A 21129-nucleotide genomic window follows, 5' to 3' on the forward strand; every position below is an offset into this window, starting at 1 on the left:
CGGCCGGGGCGCTCCGCTTCAGACGAGCAGGGACGTCACCCGGGACAGCGTCTCGCGGACGTTGGCCTCGGCGACGGCCTCGTGCGCCTCGGCCGGCGACATCCAGCGCAGCGGCGCCTCGGCGTGCTCCGGACGGGCGGTGTCGGGAGCGCCGGTGGCCAGGACGAACCGCAGGTCGGCGTGCTCGTGCGCGGGTTCGCGGCTGTTGGCGGGGACGGGGACGACCACCACGTGCCGCAGCCCGGCATCCGGCCAGGGCGCCAGATCGGCCAGTCCGGTCTCCTCCCGCCCCTCCCGCAGCGCGGTGTCCAGCGGGTCGTGCTCCCCGTCGTCGGCGTGCCCGCCGACCAGCAGCCATGAACCGTGACGCGGGTGCCAGCGCAGCAGCACCCGGCCGCTGTCCGGATGGACGATGAACGCGGAGGCCGTGACGTGCACGGGCGCCGACCGCGCCCACGGATCACCCTCGGCGGCGGCCAGCGCGAGCACGCGCTCGACATCGAGGCGCTCGGCCTCGGACCGGGGGCGGTGACGGGTGAGGACGTCGAGAAGTGCCTGACGGGTCGTGAGCATGGGACCGATCCTAGTGACGCCGGGTACGGGGGACGGCACGCTCCGCCCACCGGCCGGGTCTCCTGCCGGGGGCCGCCCGGACCGGCCGGGGACGGCGCCGGGCCCGCGCGGTCGGCGGCGCGATCGACGGCCGCCCCGGAGGGCCGCGCTACCACGCGCGCGGCCCGGCGCCCGGCTCCTCGGGGAGGCCGAGGAGGCGCTCCGCGACGGCGTCCCGGAGGAGTTCGCCGGTGCCGGAGCGGATGGTCTCCGCCCGGCCCGCCAGCAGGGCATGCTGCCAGCGGCCCGCCGGGTAGCCGTCGCCCTCCGGTCTGACCAGGCCGGCCGCGCCTGTCACATCGAGCGCGATCTCCCCGAAGCGGCGCCGGTATTCGGCGCTCAGCAGTTGCGCGACCGCCGGGTCGGCGCCCGGGGTGCCGCGCGTGGCGGCCCGCCGGCCGTACAGCCGCAGCGCGGTGATCCGGGTGTACGCCCAGGCCAGCCGGTCGCGCACCAGGGGGTCCTGTGCGGCGCCGGTCTTCCCGGCTTCGCGGACCAGGTCCCAGAACTCCTCCTGGAAGCCGAGGTCGGCGCTCGCCGCCCGGCCGGCCCGTTCGTACGCGAGGGCGGTCACGAGCGCCGGCCAGCCGCCGCCGGCACCGCCCGGGCCGCCGACGATGTCGCTGAGCGGGGCCCGCGCCCCGTCGAATTCCAGCTCACCGCAGTCCGCGCCGCCGTCCGCCAGCTGTACGGTCCGCCGTGCGACGCCATTGCCCGGGTCCAGTCCGACCACGACGAGGGTGAGGCCGCCGGTCCCGGGCGCCGCCGGATCGGTGCGGCACAGCACCAGGGCCCGGTCGGCCCGTTCGACCCCCTGGACCCAGGACTTCCGTCCGGTGAGGCGGAGTTCGCCCGCGCCGTCCTCCGCCACTTCGCCGCGGGTCCGGACGGACGCCAGGTCGGACCCGTGGCCGGCTTCCGCGAACGCCACGCAGTAGGTGTCCTGACCCGAGACGATCCGCGGCAGCAGGCGGTCCTTCTGCTCCTCGGTGCCGTGCGCCAGCAGGACCGGGCCGACCACCCTCTCCCCCGCGCCGCGCCTGATCCTCGGCAGTCCGGCCCGGGCGAACTCCTCGTCGAGGAGCAGCGACTCCGGCGCGCCGAGGCCCGATCCGCCGTAGCGGGCGGGCCAGTCCGCGCAGATGAGTCCCGCGTCGAGCAGGGCCCGTTCCCAGTGCGCTGCCGCCGGCGCCGGCCAGGCCTCAGGGCCGGTGGGCGCCGCCGGGGCGTGCGCGCGGATCCACCGCCGGGTCTGCTGCCGGTACCGCTCGGCGGCGCCGGTGGACGGGGTGTCATCGGACGGGTGTCCCACGGTCGTGTCTCCCCTCATGGCGCCGGTCCCGGCGCGGCGGTCCCGGGACGCCGGGACCCGGGCCCCGCGTGACCGCCCGGGCCGAGCCTCAGATGCCGATGCGCTGGGCCAGCAGTTCGCGGTGGTACGCGGCGTCGCCGAAGAGCAGTTCGCTGCTCTTGGCCCGCTTGAAGTACAGGTGCGCGGGGTGTTCCCAGGTGTAGCCGATGCCGCCGTGAATCTGGATGTTCTCGGCGGCGGCGTGGAAATACGCCTCCGAGCAGCAGGACTTGGCCAGGCTGGCCATGGCCGGCAGTTCGTCGTCGTCCTGCGCGACCGCCCAGGCGGCGTACTCCGCCGTCGACCTGGCCGCCTCCACCTCCAGCAGCATGTCCGCGCATTTGTGCTTGATGGCCTGGAAGCTGCCGATCGGCCGGCCGAACTGCACCCGCAGCTTGGCGTAGGCCACCGCCATGTCGAGTACCTTCTGCGCCCCGCCGACCTGTTCGGCGGCCAGCGCGACCGCCGCGAGATCGAGCATCCTGGAGACGGCGGGCCAGCCCCGGCCCTCGGCGCCGATCAGCCGGGCGGTGACCCGGTCGAAGGACAGGACGGCCAGCTTGCGGGTCTGGTCCAGGGTCGGCACCGGTGTGGCCGTCAAACCGGCCGCCCGGCCGTCTTCGACGGGTCCGCTCCGGCCGGCCCGGCCGGCCCGGCCGGCCCTCTCGACCGCGAAGACCGATGTGCCGCCCGGCGTCCGGGCGACGACGAGCACCAAATCGGCCACATGGCCGTCCAGCACATAGTGCTTCTCGCCGCTGAGCCGCCAGTGGCCGGACCCGGTCCGGGTGGCTTCCAGGCCGACGCCGGCCTCGGTCCACAGCCCCGACCGCTCGGCGAGCGCCACCGTGGCGAGGGTCCGCCCGGCGGCGATGCCCGGCAGGTAGTCGGCCATCGCGGCCTCGTCACCGCAGGAGAGCAGCAGACCGGTCGCGAGCACCGCGGTGGAGAAGTAGGGGGCGCACAGCAGTGCGGCGCCCATCTCCTCCAGCACGACGCCCAGTTCGATGAAGGACGAGCCCGCGCCGCCGTAGCGCTCCGGCACCACCAGGCCGGTGAGCCCGAGCCGGCCGGCCAGCAGATCCCAGACGTCCCGGTCGAATCCCTCGGCGCTCTCCATCAGACGCCGGACTTCCCGCTCCGGCGACTTCCTGGTGAGGAAACGGCGTACCACCCGGCGGAGTTCTTCCTGGGGGTCCTCGAAAGGGAGGCTCACGACCACTCCCGTCGGATCAGGCGAACGGGGGAAGTACATCGGCGTACCGATCCTGGCTTTGGCCGCGGGGGTTGTCAACGGCCCGGACAGGCCGCCGCGTCGTTTTCGGGCACGCAAGGGCCTTTCTCGACAACCTCTTCAATTCCGGGGTATTTCCCGGCCATTGGTTTCGGCCATTGGTCCGGCCATTCGTCCCGGCGCCGAAATCCGGCGGCGCGGTGAACCCGTCGCGGAAGTGGGCGGCGGGAGATCCTCCGCCGCCCACGCCCGCGCCGCGGGGCTCAGGGGCTGACGCCCCAGGTGATGCGGTAATCGCACTCGCCCGAGCAGGTGAGCACGCTCGTCGCGTCGTCGTTGACGTACGAGTACGCGAAGGGTTCGGCCTTCTTGAAGACCGCGGCGGAGTCGATCGGCCAGGTCGAGGGAACACACGCCGGGCGGCTGGCGTAGGCGCCGGTGCAGCAGGTCTGGTCGGTGCCGAGGACCAGGCAGGCGCTGAGGCAGGCGACCACCGCGCCGTTGCGGATCCGCTGCATCGCCTTGGGGCAGCTGGCGTTGGCGTCATGGGTGCAGCCGGCCGCGGAACAGCCGTTGGCGTCGATCTTGTCAGCCGAACTGCCGCCGGAATTGTTGATCCACATCGGCAGGTTGTTGCCTTCGACCAGGCTGACGTCGTAGAAGTCCATCCCGTTCCAGGCGTTGAGGTTGAATTCCGCCAGCGTGGAGGGGAACTCTCCCCAGGTCTTGCCGCATTGGAAATGGCCGGCGCAGTCCCCGGTCAGGCAGTGCCCGTCGCCGGCCGCATTGAAGACGCAGCCGGTACGCGCCCACACCCGTACGTCCCAGTGGTCGGGGATCAGGAAGCTCAGGCTGGCGCCCGGCGCGAGGACCCATCCGGTGGCCTCCACCGGGTGTACCGGGTCGGCCGCGATGGCGGGCCAGATCGTCTGGTTCAGCCGGTTGACGAGGGTGAGGGTCCGCTCCCCCGGGCCCGGACGGGGCGCCGCGGCGGTGGTCCCGGTGTTCGTTTTCTTTCCGCCGGTCGCACCGCCGGCGGCGCTGCCGGCCTTGTGGGCCGCCGGGGTGCGCGAGGGGGAGGGTCGCGGTGTCGGCTTGGCCGACGTACGGCTCGGGGTCGGACGGGCGGACGTCTTCGTGGCGGAGGGAGTGGCCGTTACGGCGCTGGACGCGCCGCCGTCGGGCGCGATGCTCGGTGAAGCCCCCTTGGCGGCGACCGCCGCCCCACCGCCCGTGCCGCCGTCCCCCTGCGCACTGGCGAGGAACACGCCGACGACGACCGCGAGGCAGGCGAAGACCCCCACGGCGGCGAGACGGAGGCGGCGGTTGGCCCGCCGGCGGCGCCGGACCTGCCGACGACCGGGCAGCGCGGGCCCGTTCGGCTCGCTCATCGGTTCACCCCGGCCGCCGCGAGCCGCCCGGAGTCGGCGGCGGCTCGTACGGGCGCCCGGTGCACAGCAGTTGCCCGCAGACGAATATGCATCTCGCGACTCTCCCCAACGGTTGGTCCGGCCCCGGCGGCCGGTGCCCTCACGCACAGGAGACCGGCTCCCGCCGGGCCGGATAACACAAAACGGGGATCGCCCACGAGCCGCGCTTCGCGAACGCTACTGCCGCGCCCGCCAGTCGGTGACCCGGTCGACGACCGCCGGGTGAGCGGTCTGGTCGGCGGACTCGTCGAGTGCGGCGGCGGGGGGAAGGGCGGCGGGCAGGCTCAGGGTCATGGTGAGGCCGCCGCCCGGGGTCTCCTCGGGGAGGAGGGTCGCGCCCATGGCGTCGGCCAGTGCCCGGGCGAGGGTGATGCCGAGGCCGGTTCCGGCCTCACCGTCCCCGGAGTCGGCGCCGTGGCCGACGACCCGGAGTTCGACCCGGCCGGCGTGGGTGCTCGCGGTCAGCAGCACATTCTCGTCGGCCGGGCTGTGGTGCTGGACGTTGGAGATCACATTGACCAGGATCCGCCGCATCATCGCCGGGTCGGCCAGCGCTTCGGGGACGCCGTCCGGGATGCGCACGTCGACGTGATGGCAGGAAGGGGCCAAGCCGTCCAGGGCGTCGGGGACGAGGTCCTCGACGGCCAGCGGCTGGGCGTCCACGCCGAGTGTGCCGGCCTGCACCCGGGTCACGTCCAGGAGGCTGCCGATCAGCCGGTCGAGGCGCCCGAGCGATATCTTCGCCGCCGCGACGAGCTGGGCTGGGTCGTCGCCGGTCGGCGCGGTGCCGGTGCCGGTGCCGGTGCCGGTGCCGGTCAGGCTGTCGACGGCCGGCTGGGCGGCGGCCAGCGGAATGCGGAGCTCACGGCCGACCTCGTTGAGCAGCGCGGTACGCGCCCGGTCCGCCTCGGCGACGGGGCGGAGGCGCTCGGTCTCCTCCTCCAGGCGTCGCAGGCGCAGCGCGATGGCGGCCTGCACCGCGTAGGCCTCCAGGACCCGCCGGTCGGCGGCGGCCAGCGTCCGGCCGCGCAGGATCAGCGTCAGTTCCTCGCCGACCGGGATGTCGACGTCGCCTTCGTACGGGCTGGCGCACGGCTCGGGCCCGGCGCACGCCGCGATCCGCCAGTGGCGCGGGTCGCGCTGGCGGTCCGGCGTCAGCGGCGCCCCGGGCCGGTGTTCGAGCAGGGCGGCCGAGGCCAGGTCGAAGGTCTCCAGGAGCCGCTCCAGCAGCGCTTCCGGACTGCGCTCTCCGCGCAGTCCGCCGCCGGCCAGCACCGACAGCACCGCCGCGTCGGCGGCGGCGCCGCTCGGCTGGCGGCGCTTGGTTCCCTCCCGGCCGCCGGAACCGGACTGCCCCAGTCCGGCCTGCTCATGGGTGACCAGATGGACGTCGATCGGCCCGGAGCGCGCGGTGGTGGTCATCCCGACGCCCGGCGAGAACATCTGCCCCAGCCGCCTGCGGCGGGAGACGCCCAGCACCAGCTGGGTCGCGTTCACCGCCCGTGCGAAGTCGAGCAGCGCGGTCGGGATGTCGTCGCCGACAACCTGGTGATAGGTGCCGCCGAGACTTTCGACCAGCACGCGCTGGTCCGCCAGGCCGCCCGAGGCGCCGCCGGCGAGTGCGTCGCCGCCGGCGACATGCACCGCGAGCAGGTCCGCGCCCCTGGTGCGCTCGGCGATGCGCGAGGCCCGGCGGATCAGCGTGTCGCCTTCCGGCCCTCCGGTGAGCGCGACGACGACGCGTTCCCGGGCCTCCCAGGTCCCGGCGATCTTGTGGTCCGCACGGTAGTCGTCCAGCTGGTCGTCGACCTTGTCGGCCAGCCACAGCAGGGCCAGCTCACGCAGGGCGGTCAGATTGCCGACGCGGAAGTAGTGGGTCAGCGCGGCGTCGACCTTGTCCGGGGCGTAGATGTCGCCGTGCGCCATCCGGCGACGCAGCGCCTGCGGGGTGATGTCGACCAGCTGGACCTCGTCGGCGCGGCGCACCACCTCGTCGGGGACCGTCTCGCGCTGCGGCACCCCGGTGATCTGCTGGACGACGTCGTTGACCGAGTCCAGATGCTGGACGTTGACCGTGGACAGCACGGTGATGCCCGCGTCGAGTATCCGCTCGACGTCCTGCCACCGCTTGGTCGTGGGCGAGCCGGGGACGTTCGTGTGCGCCAGCTCGTCGATCACCGCCACCTGCGGGCGCCGTGCGATCACCGCGTCGACGTCCAGCTCGGTGAAGGTGGTGTCGCGGTACGGCACGTTCCGGCGCGGGACGACCTCCAGGCCCTCCAGCTGCGCGGCGGTCGAGGGCCGCCCGTAGGTCTCCACGAAACCCACGGCCACGTCCTTGCCGCGCTCCGCCCGGCGGTTCGCCTCGGCGAGCATGGCGTAGGTCTTGCCCACCCCCGGGGCCGCGCCCAGATAGATCCGCAGCTGCCCGCGCTCCATCGCGCTCCTCCCTTCGCCCTCCCCCACCGGCACCATCCGCCGCAGCTCTTACCCGTCCATTGTCCGCCCGGCGGCGCGGAACCGGCCACGGACGGGCCCCGCAGGGCTGCCACCAGGCGCTTTGCGGGCCCTCCGGCGGTCACATCTCCTGCCCGTCACCGACTGTCCCCGGGCCGTCACCGAATACCCGAGTCCGGGATCCCGCGCAGGCATCCGATACGCTCCGCCCGCAGCGGGGCCGCCGTACGATCACGCCATGATCAAAGGAGTGATGTTCGACTTCTCCGGCACTCTGCTGCGTGTCGAGTCGACCGAGGAGTGGCTCGGCGCGGTCCTGGCCGCGGCCGGCGGCGCTCCCGGCCCGGAGGACTTCACCGACCAGGTGCGGCGGCTGACGGAGTACGGCGCGCTGCCGGGCGGCGCCTCGCCGCTGCGCATCCCCGAGCATCTCGAAACGCTCTGGCGGGACCGGGATCTGACGGCCCATCAGCACCGGGCGGCCTACACCGCGTTGACCCGGGAGGCCGGGCTCACGGACCCGGACCTGGTCCGCTTCCTGTACGACCGCCATATGACGCCGGCGGCCTGGCGGCCCTACCCGGACACCGCGCCGACGCTGCGCGAACTGCGCCGGCGCGGGGTGCGGGTGGCGGTGGTGAGCAATATCGGCTGGGATCTGCGCCCCCTCTTCCGGGCCCACGGGCTGGACGAACTGATCGACGCCTATGTGCTGTCCTTCGAACTGGGGACGAAGAAGCCCGATCCGGCGATCTTCCGGGCCGGCTGCGACGGACTCGGTCTGCCACCGGCCGAGGTGCTGATGGTCGGCGACGACCGCGAGGCGGACGGGGGTGCGCGCGTGCTGGGCTGCCGTGTGCACTTCGTCGACCACCTCCCCGTCGATCGGCGCCCGGCCGGCCTGGAACCGGTGCTGGACCTGCTCGGCTGAGGGAGCCGGCCGCCGCCGTCGGACCTTCCGGGCGCGCCGGGCTCAGCGGAGCAGCTTCCCGGTGGTGAGCGGGAGGACGGCGCCGGCGGCGAGTCCGAGGACCAGCGAGCCTCCGCCCGCGGCGTAGGCGGTCGCGGCGGCCCAACGGCCTAGGACGAGCTGGGCCTCCGGGGGCTGGTCGGCGGGGGCGGGACCGAAGACCGGCCCCAGCCAGCGCAGGTAGTAGAAGAGGGAGGCGACGGTGTTGGCGACGGCCAGGACGGCGAGCCAGGTGTAACCGCCGTCGACAGCGGCGCTGAAGACTTCGAGCTTGCCCAGGAAGACGCCGGTCGGCGGGGTGCCGACCAGGCCGAGCAGGCAGACGACCAGCACGGCGGCGAGGCCGGGGCGGCGGCGGGCCAGCCCGCGGTAGTCCTGGAGGCGGTGCGCGTGCGGGAGTTCGGTGACGACCGCGAAGGCGCCGAGGTTGGTGAGCGCGTAGGCGGCCAGATAGAACAGCAGGCCCCGTTGGGCCAGGTCGCTGCGGGTGGCGACGGCCGGCGCCATGAGGAGGTAGCCGACCTGGCTGACGGTCGAGTAGGCGAGAAGCCGCTTGACGGAGGTCTGGAAGAAGGCGGTGAGGTTGCCGAGGGTCATCGAGACGGCGGCGAGGACGGCCAGCACCAGCGGCCAGTCGACGCCGGTGCCGGGCAGCGCCTGGTGGAGAAGGCGGTAGGCGGCGATGAGTCCGCCGACCTTGGGCAGCGTGGTGACATACGCCGCGACCGGGGACGGCACGCCGTCGGTGACGTCGGGCACCCAGAAGTGGGCGGGGACGCCGCCGATCTTGAACAGCGGTCCGGCCAGCACGGTGACCAGGCCGACGGCGACCAGGCCGGAGGAGGCGCGCGGCAGGGCTGTCCGCAGCTGCGCGTATCCGGTGGCGTGGCCCGCCGCGTACAGCAGCGCGGTCCCGACGAGCATGACGGTGCCCAGCAGCGCGCCCACCAGGTAGTACTTCATGGCCGCCTCGGTGCCGGCGGCGTCCTTGGCGAAACCCGCCAGCGCGTACGCGGGGATGCTGGCCAGCAGATAGCCGGCGAAGGCCATCAGCAGGTCGTCGGCGCCGGTCATGGCGAGGGTCCCGGCCGCGGTGAGCAGCAGCAGTACGTAGTACTCGGCCTCCCGCTTGTGCCCGCGCACGATCTCGACCGACATCATCAGCACCAGCAGCAGGGCGCCGAGCACGATCAGGCGGCCCATGCCGGTGGCGGTGTCCACCGCGAAGGTGCCGCTGAACACCGTCTGCTCCCGGCCGGTGGCCATGGTCACCGCGGTGGCGACCAGCCCGGTCAGGCAGGCGGCCGCGGCCAGCGCGCCGACGGCGCCCTGGCGGCGGCGGGGCAGCCAGGCTCCGGCGAGCAGGCCGAGCACGGCCGCCGCGACGAGCGCGATCTCGGGGATCAGCGCGGCCAGATTCTGGTTCACCGGGCGACCAGTCCCACCACGGTACGGCTGGCCGGTTCGATGACGTCCAGCAGGAAGCGGGGCAGCACCCCGATGATCAGGGCCAGCACCAGCAGCCCGGTGACGGCGGACGACTCGGCGGCGGCCAGATCGCCGAAGCCGCCCGCTCCGACGGCCGGCGGCAGCACTTCCGGGCCGAGGAACATCCGGCGCAGGGCGCGCAGGAACAGCGCCGCGGTGAGGACGATCCCGGTGAGCGCGATGGCGGTCGCGGTGGCCTGGGAGGCGAGGCTGCCGGTGAGGATCTGGAATTCGGCGACGAAACCGGACAGGCCCGGGATGCCGAGGCTGCCGAACGCGGCGACCGCGGTGAGCGCGGCGAACCGCGGCGAGGGCCCGGCCAGCCCCGAGTAGGCGCCGATGGCATAGGTGCCGCCGCGGTCGTGGAGCACGCCGGACAGCAGGAACAGCGCCCCGGTGAGCAGGCCGTGACTGACCATCTGGGTGACCGCGCCGGTCACCGCCAGGGCCCTGGCCCGGCTGTCGGTCCCCGCGAGCACGCCCGCGGCGCCGACGGCCAGGATCACGTAGCCCATGTGGTTGACGCTGGTGTAGGCGATCATGCGCTTGAAGTCCGTCTGCGCCAGGGCGACCAGCGCGCCGTGCACGACCGACACCGCCCCGACGACGATGACGACCAGGGCGTAGCGGCGCCAGCTGCCGGGCAGCAGTGGCATCGCGATGCGCAGGAATCCGTAGGTGCCCATCTTCAGCAGGACGCCGGCCAGGATGGCGGACCCGGTCGCGGGTGCCTCGCTGTGGGCGGGCGGCAGCCAGGTGTGGAACGGGACGGTCGGGGTTTTGACGGCCAGGCCGACACCGATCGCCAGCAGGACCAGCGCCGCGTAGGTGCCCCGGCCCGCCAGGGGGTCGGTGCGGGCCAGTTCCACGATGTCGAAGGTGTGCGGCGACGCCGCGAGGTACAGGCCGATGAAGCCCAGCAGCAGCGCGAGCGACCCGGTGAAGGTGTAGAGGAAGAACTTCAGCGCCGCCGCCCGGGCCTTCTCGCCGTGGCCCCAGCCCGCGACGACGAAGAACATGCCCACGATGGACAGGTCGAAGAAGACGAAGAACAGGATCAGGTCCAGCGCGACGAACAGCCCGACGCACACCGTCTGCAGGAACAGGAACAGGCAGACGTAGGAACGGACCCGGCGGGTCTCGCGCGGGCAGTGCGCGGCGACGGCGAGGAACAGCACGCAGGTCACCGCCACCAGCGGGAGGGACAGCCCGTCCACGCCGAGGTGGTAGCCGACGCCGGCCCCGGGGATCCAGCGCGCCCGCTGCTCGTACTGCGTCCCGCCGCCGGTGTCGAAGCCCGCCCACAGGGCGACGACCAGCGCGAGGTCGGCCGCGGCGGTGCCGATCCACACCCATTGGCACACCCGGTCGGGCAGGGCCCGCGGTCCCAGCAGCAGGACGCAGACGAGCAGCGGCAGGAAGGTGATGACGGTCAGCACGGGCGGTTACCTCACCAACAAGGCGATCATGGCCAGCACCGCGAAGCCCAACGCGGCCTGGGTGTAGTACTGGTGGAGCAGTCCGGTCTGCGGGCGGCGCGCCCATCCGCCGAGCCGGCGCGCGCCGGCGGCGGTGGCGCGGACGACGGCGTCGATACCGCCGTCGTCGAGCCGCGCCGCCAGCCGCGCCGCCGCGAGGCCGCAGCGGGCGATCTGCCGCACCGCCCCGTCGACGACCCGGTCGTCGACGGCGGCCAGCGCCCGGGCCAGGCCGAGCACCGGGCGTACGACCAGGGCGTGCGCGGCCCGTTCGAGGTGGAGCCAGTCGGCCGCCCACTCCCGCGTCGGGCCGGGCACCGGGCGCTGACCCCGCCACCACGTGAGGGCCCCGGCGCCCAGCGCGACCCCGGCGGACAGCCCCGCCTCCCAGGGCCGTGGGCCCGGTTCGCCGGGCGTGCCCACGGCGTCGGCCAGCGGTCCCGAGACGGCCGGCAGCGCCAGTACGCCGAGGGCGGCCCCGGCGAAGGCGAGGACGAGGAGCGGCGGACGCGCGACGGGGGCGAGGTGACGGGTGCCCGGCTGTTCGGTGTCGTAGAAGTCCTCGGCGTCCGGCGGCAGCGGCCGCAGCACGTACCACAGGGCCTTGACGCTGTAGACGGCCGACAGCGCTCCCGCCGCCAGGCCGACCGCGTACAGGGCGGTCCGCTGCTGGTGGGCGGCGGCCAGCACCTCGTCCTTGGTCGCCCACAGCGACAGCGGCGGCAGTCCGGCCAGGGTCAGGGCGCCGACGGTGAACGCGGTGCCGACCACGGGCCGGGCGCGGGCGGCGCCGCGCAGCGCGGTCAGCCGCTTGGTGCCGAAGGCGGTCAGCCAGGCCCCGGCGGCGAGGAAGAGTCCGGCCTTGGTCGCGGCGTGCGCGACGAGCTGGGCCGTTCCGGCCGCCACGCCTCCGCTGCCCGCCGCGAGCACGACGAATCCGACCTGGGCGCAGGTGGAGGCGGCCAGCAGCTGCTTGAGGTCCGACTGGGCGGCCGCGACCGCTCCCAGCGCCAGCGCGGTCACGGCCCCGGTCCCGGCGACGAGCGGACCGGCCCAGCCGGTGGCGGTCAGCAGCGGGTGGAGCCGCAGCAGCAGATACCCGCCGGCGGCGACCATGGTGGCCGAGTGGAGGAGCGCCGAGACGGGGCTGGGGCCCTCCATGGCCCGCGACAGCCAGAAGGAGAAGGGGAGTTGCGCCGACTTGCCGGCGGCGGCCAGCACCACGCCGGCCGTCACCACCTGGAGCCAGGGCGCGTCGGCCCGGGGCAGCCGGTCGAGCCGCAGGGAGCCCACGCCGCCGGTCAGCGCGGCGCCCGCGGCCAGATACAGGCCGAGGTCGGCGGCCCTGGTGGTGAGGAACGCGGTGTCGGCGGCCCGCACCCGGTGCGGCTGCCGCCAGTGGAAGCCGATCAGCGCCCAGCTGCTGGCGCCCATCACCTCCCAGGCCATCAGCAGCGGCGGCAGCGTGGTCGCGGTGACCGTGACCAGCATGGCTCCGGCGAACAGCAGCATCAGCCCGAAGAACCGCCCGCCGCCGGCGGCCCCCGCGAACTCCCCGGCCGAGAAGAGCAGCACCCCGGCGGTCACCGCGGCGACCGTGACCACCATCACCGCGGACAGGCCGTCCACCCGCAGCCCGGCCCTGATCCCGGCGAACAGCGGCGCGCTCGCCACCGGCCGTACGACGGCCGCGGCGACCGCCAGGCCCAGCGTGACCACCGCGACGGCGACACCGAGCGCGGGGGCGGGGGCGGCGGCCCGCCGCCCTGCCAGGGCCAGTGCGGCCCCGGCCCCGAGGGGCAGCGCGATCAGCAGCCACAGCAGGGCGCTCATCCCTTGAGGTCCCGGGCCATGTCGGTCATGTCCACCTGGCGGGCCCGGAAGATCGCCGTGGTGACGGCGAAGCCCATCGCCATCTCCACCGCCATCGCCACCAGGGCGGCGACGACGATCATCTGCCCGCTCCCGGTGGCGGGGGCAAGGAAGCGCCAGAAGGCGGCGGCACCCACGATGACGCCGCCGACCATCAGCTCGATCCCCATCATGATCATGACGATCGACTGCTGGGACAGCGCCCCGTACAGGCCGATCGAGAACAGCGCGGCCGCCAGCAGCAGGAACAGCTCCAGGATCACCGGCCCACTCCCCCGCCCGCCGGGTCGAGCGCCGGACGCCGGTCGAGGTCGTCGCCGAACCGGTCGTAGCGGCCGCGGTGGGTGGCCAGCACGGTCGTCCCCACCATCGTGGCCAGCAGGACGAACCCGAGTGTGATCATCGTCAGCATCTGGCCGCCCATCAGCGACTCGCCGAGCTGGAACGTCGTGTCCCCCGGCCGGCCGCCGGTCCGGCGCGGCCACCGCACCAGCAGGATGCCGACGGCCAGCGCGACGAAGACCCCGGCGCTGACGACGACGGAGCCCCGCTTGTTGTGGACCATCGACATCCGCGTCAGACCGGCCGGGTTCATCATGTAGGCGACCATGAACACCGCCATGACGACCATCTCCATCACCATCATCAGCACCACGACCACACCCAGATACGGCAGGCCCAGCACCACCACCTCGCCGCCGGCGCAGCCGAGCGAGGCCAGCAGCGCGAAGGTCGCCCGGGGCATCGAGTCGACGGAGAACACGAGCAGGGCGGCCACCAGGGCCAGCACGGCCAGCACTCCGAACAGCGCAGCGGACAAGGACCCGTCTCCTACCGGTTGAGGACGACCAGCGCCGGCACGAGCGCCTGAAGGACGGTCAGCGGGACGAGGACGACCCAGGCGAACTCCGCGTACCGGTCGGCACGGACCATCGGAAGCCGCCGCTGCGCCCACACCAGCGCCGCCAGTACCGCCAGCGTCTTGACCAGCGACCACGCCCAGGAGGGCAGTCCGGGCCCGGCGCCGCCACCGAGGAACAGCGGCACCGCCATGGCCGCGCCGGCCGCGAGCCACAGCCGGCGGCCCGCCTCCAGCAGCAGGCGGTCGGCGCCGCCGGTGTCCGCCAGCACCCCGTGGGCGATGTCCCGGCCCGCCGGGTAGGCGAACGGCCCGAGGAAGCTGAACGCCGATACACCGGCCAGGAAGACGGCGAAGGCGAGCGGCATCCAGACGGCGAACCACAAGCCGTGCTGGGCGGCGGCGACAGCGCCCACCCGCAGCGACCGGGCGCCGGTGGCGGCCGAGATCAGCGCGAACATCAACGGCAGCTCGTACGCCAGCCCCTGCGCGATAAAGCGGTATCCGCCGATCAGCGGGAAGACCGCGTTGGGACCCCATCCGGCCAGCCACAGGCCCGCCCAGGTCAGCACCTCCATGGCGTTGAACCACACCACTCCCACCGAGAGGTCGGCGACGGCCCGGTGTCCGAACGGGACGACCAGCACGGACATCACCGCCGCCACCGGCACGGTGATCACGCCCAGCCGCCGCAGTGACGTGTCCGAGGCCGGTGTGCGGCGCGGCTGGGCCGCCAGCAGCCGCGGCACCTCCAGCAGCCGCCGGGCCGCCGCGACCGCGCTGACCGCTCGGCCCGCTTCCCGTGCGATCAGCAGCGTGTCGGCGACCAGCGCGAAGAGCGCAAGGGCCAGCAGGAGCGCCGGGGCGGCGAACAGCGCCCACCAGGGGGCGGCCTCAGCCACGGGCCGCCTCGGGAAGCAGGGCGGCGAGTTCGTCGGGGTCCGGGTCGAGGCTGGCCACGATGAGGCGGGCCGCCGCCACTTCGGTCCCCTCCAGGAGTCGCGGCAGCGCGGCCGCCAGGGCGGTCGAGGCGGAGCGCGGGCCGTCCGGCCGACCGCGCGGACCCTCCGCGCCGGCGGGGTCGAGGAGGCCCGGGTGCTCCAGCCGGGCGATGTCGTCCAGCACGGCGGTGAGCCACTGCCGGTAGCGGGCGGGCACATCGCCGTCCGCCCGGGCGGCGGGGCCGCTCACCCCGGCGGCCTCCGCTTCGGCCCGGGTCAGGTTTCCCATGCCGCGGGTCAGCCAGTGCAAGGTGCGGGACCGGCCCACGCGTCGGGCGAACCGCTCGGCCCGGCGGCGGAGGTCGGCGGACCGTGCTCCGCGGAGTTGGGGGGCTTCGGGGACCTCAGTGGCTCCAGTGGCTTCAGGGGCTTCGGCGAGCAGGTCGTCGCGCAGCCGTCGCGCGGCGGTGGCCTCGGTGGGCCAGCCCGCCACGGCGAGAAACCGGCCAAGACTGTCCAGGTGGGCCGCGGCCCGGCGGCGGGCGGCGTCCCCGGCGTGGATGTCCTGGCCGGCCGCCGCCCGCATCCACGGCTCGCTCCAGTACGGCAGGGCGGTCGCCGCGCCGCTCGGCGCGGGCTCCACGAGGGCGGCGTGCTGGATCACGTCGCCCTGGAGGGTGAGGCGGATCGTCAGACCGGCCGGCCAGTCGGGGAGGAAGGGCCCGAAGGAGACATGGAGGCGGTCCAGGGCCAGGCCGTCGCGGTCCGGGCCCCGCTCGGCCGTCGGCAGCCCGGCCGGCATCTCCATTCCGCCGCCGTGCCCGCGGTGGCCTTCATGACCGGTGCGGTGTTCGGTACCGGTGGGGTGTTCGGTACCGCCGTGGCTTTCGCCGCCACCTCCGCCGTGCCGGTGTCCGCCCCGCGGGTGGCGATCGGTGGAGCGGGCGTGACGGTCCTCGGCGCCGGTCCTGGGCGGCGGGGTGGCGAGGGCCGCTCGGGCCGAACCGATGACGGCGGCGACCTCGTCCGCCGTACGGACCTGCGCCCTCGCCCGTGGGGCCGGCATGTCCTGCCACAGCCGGTCGACCGCGTCCGCCAGTGCGGGGCAGTCGGGTCCTGCGACAAGCAGGAGGTCGGCCTGCGCCGGGGTGGGCGCCGTCGGCAGATCCCGTCGGCGCAACTCCTGCTCGGCGGCCAGCCGCACCCGCGTCGCTCCCGGCAACGCGACCACCAGGACACGGGGGCGGGCGGCGGTCGCGCGCAGCGGCAGGTCCCTCAGACCCATCGCAGCGCGCCTTCCCGCCAGGCGTAGGCCACCCCGGCGAGCAGGACCGCGAGGAAGGCGAACATCTCGATCACGGCGGTGGGGCCGACGGCCGAGATGACCCGCGTCCACGGGTACATGAAGACCATCTCCATGTCGAAGGCGAGGAAGAGCATGGCCACGGCGTACCACCGCGCGTGGAAGCGGCTCACCGCGTGCTCGGTGGGTTCCAGCCCCGAGCCGAAGGGCTGAGCGGTCAGCGGGTCCGGCGTCACCCGCAGCCACCGGGCAGCGGCGTAGACCGCGCCCACCGCCGACAGGGCAACGCCGAGCAACGACAAGGCCGCGGTGAACCCGCTCACCCGCTTCCCCCGTACGCCGGGTCAGCACGCCGAAGCACCCGCACCGCTCCTTCCCTACGGACCGGGCCGCCGGCCCCGGGGCACCGCCCCGCAGCCGCGGCAACCTGTCTGCACGCCACGCCACGATGCTCCCGTTGAGCCGCCGCAGCGCGAGGGAGGCGCGCACAAATCCCGCCGACCAATCCGCCGCGAACACGCCCAAAAGTGCCCGAAGCCGCGGCCCATCGACCTGCACGGCAGACCTTCATACTCGATCGCCGCAACTTCTGCATGGCATCTACGACAGAACGTCGATGCTTCCGCTCATAGAAAATCTGTCATGGCTGAAGTAGACATGCGCGCTCGACGGGGCTAGTGTCTTCCTCGTAGCCAAGAGATCGACACGGCGCGGCAGAGACGAACTGCCGTGTGAGCAGGACCGGCAGGACATGGCACGGCAGTGGAGTGGCGGGGCCGGAGTATGTGAGGGCTCCCCCGCTGGCCGCCGGGCCGGGCGGCTCATCAGGAGTCGTCAGCAGGAGGTTCCGACCGCAGGAGCAAGAAGACCGCTCGACAGGAGGACAAGGAGGCAGTCGCCATCAGGATCGCCCGGGCGGGCACATAGTCGCCCCGGGTACCGCAGGCCCCGGAACGGAAGGTGGTCTCACGGTCACGCATCCGCGATCCCCGCACACGCTCCCACCCCCCCGGACACGTGGCGGAAACGACCGGCCGGCGACGTAAGCCGGCAGATGGTGTTGTCCATCCCTCGGGGCCCTGGCGCCATTCGGCGCCAGGGCCCCCCGATGTGTGTCCCGACAGAGGTGCCAATGACCGCAGACAACTCCCTCGGCCGTCTTGACGACGACGACTACCCCGCCTACACGATGGGCCGCGCCGCCGAGATCCTCGGCACCACCCCGGCCTTCCTGCGCGCCATCGGCGAGGCGCGCCTCATCACCCCGTTGCGCTCCGAGGGCGGCCACCGCCGTTACTCCCGCTACCAGCTGAAGATCGCCGCCCGCGCGCGCGAACTCGTCGACCGGGGCACACCGGTCGAAGCGGCGTGCCGCATCGTCATCCTCGAAGACCAGCTCGAAGAAGCCCAGCGCATCAACGAGGAACTGCGCCGCCCCGCCACCGGGCCGCACCGCCACCCGGCGGACGCCTGACCCATCGACTTCCCGGCGGAATCCGCCGGTTCCTCGGGATACGCCGTCCCGTCAGTAGGCGCGGTAGTAGATGAGCTGTCCCGCCTCGCCCGCGGCCGCGCCCTGACTGGGGATGAAGAGACTGACGAGGACGGCGTTCCGCCCGTCCGGTGTCCTGATCGCGGTGATACTCGGATTGGCGAAGGCGGTGCTCCCGCGGTCGGTGCGAATGGTGGTGGGATCGGCGTTCCCGGTGCTGTAGTCGTAGACGAAAGTGCGCCAGGACCCGAAATCGCCCTTGCTGTACTGGCCTTCGATCACGCCGAACGGACGGCCCTGGAAGGTGATGGCGTCCCGGTCCCCGATATTTCCCGCGACACCCCAGTGGAGCAGGGAATTGTCGACGCCCGGTTGCTTTGTGGCCGACCAGGAGGAGAAGTCGGTCAAGGTGCCCCGCATTTGCCGGTCGACATCGCAATCGGCGTCATAATGGCCGCCGATGTCGATGGTGGAATGGTCGATGTCCGGGTGGAGCCGGACGGAATAGATGTTCGGCGTGCCCTCGGCGCAGGAGGAAAGGGTCCGGGTGGTGTCGAAGCTGCGCGCGGCATCACCGGCGAGCAGCGCGGCGAGGCCGGCGTAATAGCGCACCGCTATGTGATTGCCGGGGTCCTGCTCCCAGGCCAGCACATAGCCGCCGTCGGATGTCCGCGCGATGGTCGGCTGGGAGCTGCCGGCGCCGAGATCGTGGGCGAAGGTCCAGTTCATGAGGTCGGTGGAGGTGGCGAGCGCGGCGTGGAAGCGGCCGTCGCCCAGCAGTGTGTGGTAGACGGCGAGGTAGTGGCCCGGGGCGTCCTGGATGATCTTCGCCGCGTCCATGGTGCGGCCGGCGCTGTCCGTCGCCTGATACCGGCGGGCATCGGCCAGCGTCACGTTCTCGATCAGACCGCGCAGCTCCGCCCGGGATCCGTCGGAGGGCGCGGCCGTCGCGGCCGCCGGAGGGCCCGGGACGAGCACGGCGAGCACGGCGGCGACCGCCGCGAGCAGTGCGCCGAGGCTGCGCCCGACGCGGCGGGGCGATGGACTCTTCACGATTCGCCCCTTCCTTTCGCGCTCGCCGGTTCGCTCCGGTGTTCCAGGGAGTCAAAGCGGCGATCGGTGCCCTTGTCAAACATGCGGACGAGCGGTGAACTCTCCCAACGCACAGCGGACGCACAGCCCGACGCCTTGTCATGAGTGCGGCCGGAAGGCGACGAAGACGAACTCCTTGCCCGGCCGGTCCGGCGCGTCGCGCACTTCGCGCAGCAGGAAGCCCTGCGCCGCCAGGTCCGCTTCGACTTCCTCACGTTCACGGAACCGCAGGGTCGAATCGGATATCAGCACCTGCCCGTCCGACGCGAACACGTAGTGCCGGCGGAATGTCACCAGGGGCCCGGTGACCGCGATCAACTCGACCCAGCTCTCCACCGGGCCGACGCCCGAGATCGCGGTCATCCGATAGGACGCCTCGGGGTTCCAGGTCTCCCACGCCCGCTTGGCCGGATCCCGTGTCTCGCATACGAGATGCCCGCCGGGCCGCAGTGCCTGATAGGCGCCTTTCAGTGTTTCCCGCCAGGTGCGCGGGGTGACGATTTCCTGGGCCACGTTGGCCGTCATGGTAGCGAGGTCGACTCGGAGCGGCGGTAGCGCGGTGGCGTCGCCGCAGAGCCAGCGGACGCGATCGCCGCCCGGCTTGGCCCGGGCCACGTCGATCGAGGCCCGGGCCGGATCGACACCGACGACCTCGGCCCCGCGATCGGCCAGCAGAAGCGCGAAGACCCCGGTACCGCAGCCGATGTCCAGCACCCGCTTCGCATCGAGGCGCTCGGCGAGGCGCAGGTAGGGCTCCAGATCACCGCGGTCGGGATCGAGCGGGTCGTAGATCGCCGCCAGCCTGGGGTGCCCGAAGCTCTCGTCAGCCATACGGCTGAAGGTATCGCGGAAGGGTGACCTCCGGCCCGGGCCTTCGGGGGATGCCGCCGCGGGCCCGGACCGGAGGGTCAGCGGGTGGGCGGGCGGAACTGGCCGCGGGTGCGGGGGACGATGTCCCCGGGGCTGCTCTCGCCCGGGCGCAGTCCCGCGAGAAGGCCGTTGAGGGTGTCGGTGACCCCGGCCATGCGCTGCGTGCGCTGCTCCTGCGCGGCCTGGTTCGCGCTGTCGACCGCTTCGATCACCAGGTCGGCGAGCGTCTCCGGATCGTCCGGGTCGATCACCGAGGGGTCGATCCGCAGCGCGACGATCCGGCCCTCGCCCGAGACCGTCGCCGCGACCAGGCCCTTGCCGCCGAAACCGGTGCCCTGGATGGCCGCCAGGCTTTCCTGGACGCCGGCCACCTCTCCCTGCATCCGGCGGGCCTGCTGGGCGAGGGCGGCGAAGTCGACCTGCTCGCGATCTGCCATGGGGTCATGCTCCTTGTGTGCCGTACGTACCGAGGTGGAAGAAGGGAGGGCCCGGGCCGGTGGCGGGTGATCACCACCGGCCCGGGCCGGGTCATACGGTGAACTTGACCGCTTCGAGCCAGTTCGCGCCGTTCAGGGTGCCGCCGAAGATGTAGCTGCCCGGGTCACCGGTGTCGCACCCCTGGCTGTGCCAGCCCTCGTTCTGGACGTGCGCCGTCTGGCAGACGACACCCGAGCCCACGCTGATCCCGTAGCCCTGCATGACCCCCGCGCCGCCGGGGACGCCGACGACGAGATCGGTGGCGTCCGGCGCGGACGGCCAGTTCGGCGTACTCCATTTCTGCCATCCGGTGGTCTGCATGAGTCCGCTGGAGGCCACTCCGCTGACGCCGGACACCGCGATGTCGATGGCCTCGATGGCACGGGCCTGCCCCGTCGTACCCGCCATGGCGCCGTCGCAGACCGGGCTCTGCCAGCCGATGCCGACCACGTAGGCCCGGTAGCAGATGTGCCGGCCCGGACTGCTCGCGGCCAGCTTCTTGACGGCGACCGCCACGGGACCGGGCGGCGCCGGGGCCTTGGTCGGCGTGGTGGTCCCGGACTGGGCCGACTTCCGGCTGCCGCTGGCCGCGGGCGACGCGGACTTCTTCGGGTGGCTGGCGGCGCCGGCGGGTGCGGCCGGGGTGGCGGGTCGCCGGGACGCGCTCAGCGGCGGGGATTTCCGGGCCGGCTCGGAGTGGCCGGCCTTGGCGGCGTGCTTCGACGGCTCGGCCGAAGGGGAGTCCAGTCCCTTGCCCACCCCGACCAGATTGCTCTGCGGGTCCGGCTCGGGTGCCGGGGTCGTGTCGACGGTGTGGGCGGAGGCGGTGTTGGCGGCGGTGTCCTGGCCGTCACTCCTCCCGGTGACCAGGAACGGGATCCCGATCAGGATCACCCCCACGGCTCCCGCGGCGACCAGCAGGACCCGCTTCGACGGTCCGCCGCGCGGCCCCTGCGGCCCTTCGCCGCCGTCCGCGGCCGCCGCGGCTACGGCGGGTACGCCTCCCTCGCCGCCGGTCGCGACGACCGCGCCGGCCGGGACCGGCGGGACGGGCGGTGGCCCGGACCGGTCGGCGACGACCTCCCCGGGGCCGGGACCGGTCGCCGTACCGGCTGCCGCGGCCCCGGACGCCGACGCCGACGCGGAGGTGGTCACCGGTGCCGCGGCGTCCGCGCCCGGCTCGACCGGCTTGTCGGCACCGGG

19 protein-coding genes are annotated in these 21129 nt (G+C 73.6%); 2 read left to right on the forward strand and 17 right to left on the reverse strand.

What is annotated here, in order from left to right; all coding sequences use genetic code 11:
• Positions 1–18: 18 nt before the first annotated feature.
• The 5 genes from ACFO3J_RS25480 to ACFO3J_RS25500 all read right to left on the reverse strand — a co-directional run bounded on the left by ACFO3J_RS25480 (position 19) and on the right by ACFO3J_RS25500 (position 7066).
• Positions 19–573, reverse strand: a complete 555-nt coding sequence (locus ACFO3J_RS25480) for an NUDIX hydrolase (RefSeq protein WP_386433638.1) — start codon at positions 571–573, stop codon at positions 19–21.
• A 148-nt stretch (positions 574–721) separates the two neighbouring features.
• Entirely contained in the window at positions 722–1924 is a 1203-nt protein-coding gene (locus ACFO3J_RS25485) for an acyl-CoA dehydrogenase family protein (protein WP_386433641.1), read from the reverse strand.
• An 88-nt stretch (positions 1925–2012) separates the two neighbouring features.
• Positions 2013–3179 carry an acyl-CoA dehydrogenase family protein gene (locus ACFO3J_RS25490; RefSeq protein ID WP_386433644.1) on the reverse strand — a complete coding sequence of 389 codons (1167 nt, stop codon included), beginning with the start codon at positions 3177–3179 and terminating at the stop codon, positions 2013–2015.
• 281 nt (positions 3180–3460) lie between these two features.
• The gene (locus ACFO3J_RS25495; protein ID WP_386433647.1) at positions 3461–4588 is read right to left on the reverse strand and encodes a thaumatin family protein; all 1128 of its coding nucleotides are present in this window, start codon (positions 4586–4588) and stop codon (positions 3461–3463) included.
• 216 nt (positions 4589–4804) lie between these two features.
• On the reverse strand, positions 4805–7066 hold the full coding sequence (locus ACFO3J_RS25500; RefSeq protein ID WP_386433649.1) for a sensor histidine kinase: 2262 nt from the start codon (positions 7064–7066) through the stop codon (positions 4805–4807).
• A 256-nt stretch (positions 7067–7322) separates the two neighbouring features.
• Between ACFO3J_RS25500 and ACFO3J_RS25505 the strand changes: the two genes are divergently transcribed.
• Positions 7323–8015, forward strand: a complete 693-nt coding sequence (locus ACFO3J_RS25505) for an HAD family hydrolase (protein ID WP_386433652.1) — start codon at positions 7323–7325, stop codon at positions 8013–8015.
• 42 nt (positions 8016–8057) lie between these two features.
• On the opposite strand, the gene ACFO3J_RS25510 is transcribed toward ACFO3J_RS25505, so the two are convergent.
• From ACFO3J_RS25510 to ACFO3J_RS25545, 8 genes are read right to left on the reverse strand one after another with little or no spacing between them, the layout of a single operon-like run.
• Positions 8058–9482 carry an NADH-quinone oxidoreductase subunit N gene (locus ACFO3J_RS25510; protein ID WP_386433654.1) on the reverse strand — a complete coding sequence of 475 codons (1425 nt, stop codon included), beginning with the start codon at positions 9480–9482 and terminating at the stop codon, positions 8058–8060.
• A complete protein-coding gene (locus ACFO3J_RS25515; RefSeq protein ID WP_386433657.1) occupies positions 9479–10981 on the reverse strand; it encodes a complex I subunit 4 family protein in 1503 nt (500 codons plus the stop codon). The genes ACFO3J_RS25510 and ACFO3J_RS25515 overlap by 4 nt, the downstream gene beginning before the upstream one ends.
• A gap of 6 nt (positions 10982–10987) precedes the next feature.
• Entirely contained in the window at positions 10988–12853 is a 1866-nt protein-coding gene (locus ACFO3J_RS25520; protein WP_386433659.1) for an NADH-quinone oxidoreductase subunit 5 family protein, read from the reverse strand.
• Positions 12850–13155: an NADH-quinone oxidoreductase subunit NuoK gene (locus tag ACFO3J_RS25525; RefSeq protein ID WP_386433662.1), complete on the reverse strand. Its 306-nt coding sequence runs from the start codon at positions 13153–13155 to the stop codon at positions 12850–12852. Before ACFO3J_RS25525 ends, ACFO3J_RS25520 begins: the two co-directional genes overlap by 4 nt.
• On the reverse strand, positions 13152–13712 hold the full coding sequence (locus ACFO3J_RS25530) for an NADH-quinone oxidoreductase subunit J (RefSeq protein ID WP_386433665.1): 561 nt from the start codon (positions 13710–13712) through the stop codon (positions 13152–13154). The genes ACFO3J_RS25525 and ACFO3J_RS25530 overlap by 4 nt, the downstream gene beginning before the upstream one ends.
• An 11-nt stretch (positions 13713–13723) precedes the next feature.
• A complete protein-coding gene (locus ACFO3J_RS25535) occupies positions 13724–14653 on the reverse strand; it encodes an NADH-quinone oxidoreductase subunit H (protein WP_386433668.1) in 930 nt (309 codons plus the stop codon).
• Positions 14646–15977, reverse strand: a complete 1332-nt coding sequence (locus ACFO3J_RS25540) for a hypothetical protein (RefSeq protein ID WP_386433671.1) — start codon at positions 15975–15977, stop codon at positions 14646–14648. Before ACFO3J_RS25540 ends, ACFO3J_RS25535 begins: the two co-directional genes overlap by 8 nt.
• A complete protein-coding gene (locus ACFO3J_RS25545) occupies positions 15968–16318 on the reverse strand; it encodes an NADH-quinone oxidoreductase subunit A (protein WP_386433674.1) in 351 nt (116 codons plus the stop codon). Before ACFO3J_RS25545 ends, ACFO3J_RS25540 begins: the two co-directional genes overlap by 10 nt.
• An 809-nt stretch (positions 16319–17127) precedes the next feature.
• Between ACFO3J_RS25545 and ACFO3J_RS25550 the strand changes: the two genes are divergently transcribed.
• Entirely contained in the window at positions 17128–17469 is a 342-nt protein-coding gene (locus ACFO3J_RS25550; protein WP_386433677.1) for a MerR family transcriptional regulator, read from the forward strand.
• A 51-nt stretch (positions 17470–17520) separates the two neighbouring features.
• On the opposite strand, the gene ACFO3J_RS25555 is transcribed toward ACFO3J_RS25550, so the two are convergent.
• The 4 genes from ACFO3J_RS25555 to ACFO3J_RS25570 all read right to left on the reverse strand — a co-directional run bounded on the left by ACFO3J_RS25555 (position 17521) and on the right by ACFO3J_RS25570 (position 21081).
• On the reverse strand, positions 17521–18540 hold the full coding sequence (locus ACFO3J_RS25555; protein ID WP_386433680.1) for a hypothetical protein: 1020 nt from the start codon (positions 18538–18540) through the stop codon (positions 17521–17523).
• Between the two features lie 138 nt (positions 18541–18678).
• Entirely contained in the window at positions 18679–19410 is a 732-nt protein-coding gene (locus ACFO3J_RS25560; RefSeq protein ID WP_386433683.1) for a class I SAM-dependent methyltransferase, read from the reverse strand.
• A gap of 77 nt (positions 19411–19487) precedes the next feature.
• Complete coding sequence (locus ACFO3J_RS25565) at positions 19488–19886, reverse strand: YbaB/EbfC family nucleoid-associated protein (protein WP_386433686.1); 399 nt, start codon at positions 19884–19886, stop codon at positions 19488–19490.
• A 91-nt stretch (positions 19887–19977) separates the two neighbouring features.
• Entirely contained in the window at positions 19978–21081 is a 1104-nt protein-coding gene (locus ACFO3J_RS25570; RefSeq protein ID WP_386433689.1) for a hypothetical protein, read from the reverse strand.
• Positions 21082–21129: the final 48 nt, after the last annotated feature.

Origin of the sequence: Streptomyces polygonati, from assembly GCF_042650325.1 — a bacterium.
GTDB classification, from domain to species: Bacteria; Actinomycetota; Actinomycetes; order Streptomycetales; family Streptomycetaceae; genus Actinacidiphila; species Actinacidiphila polygonati.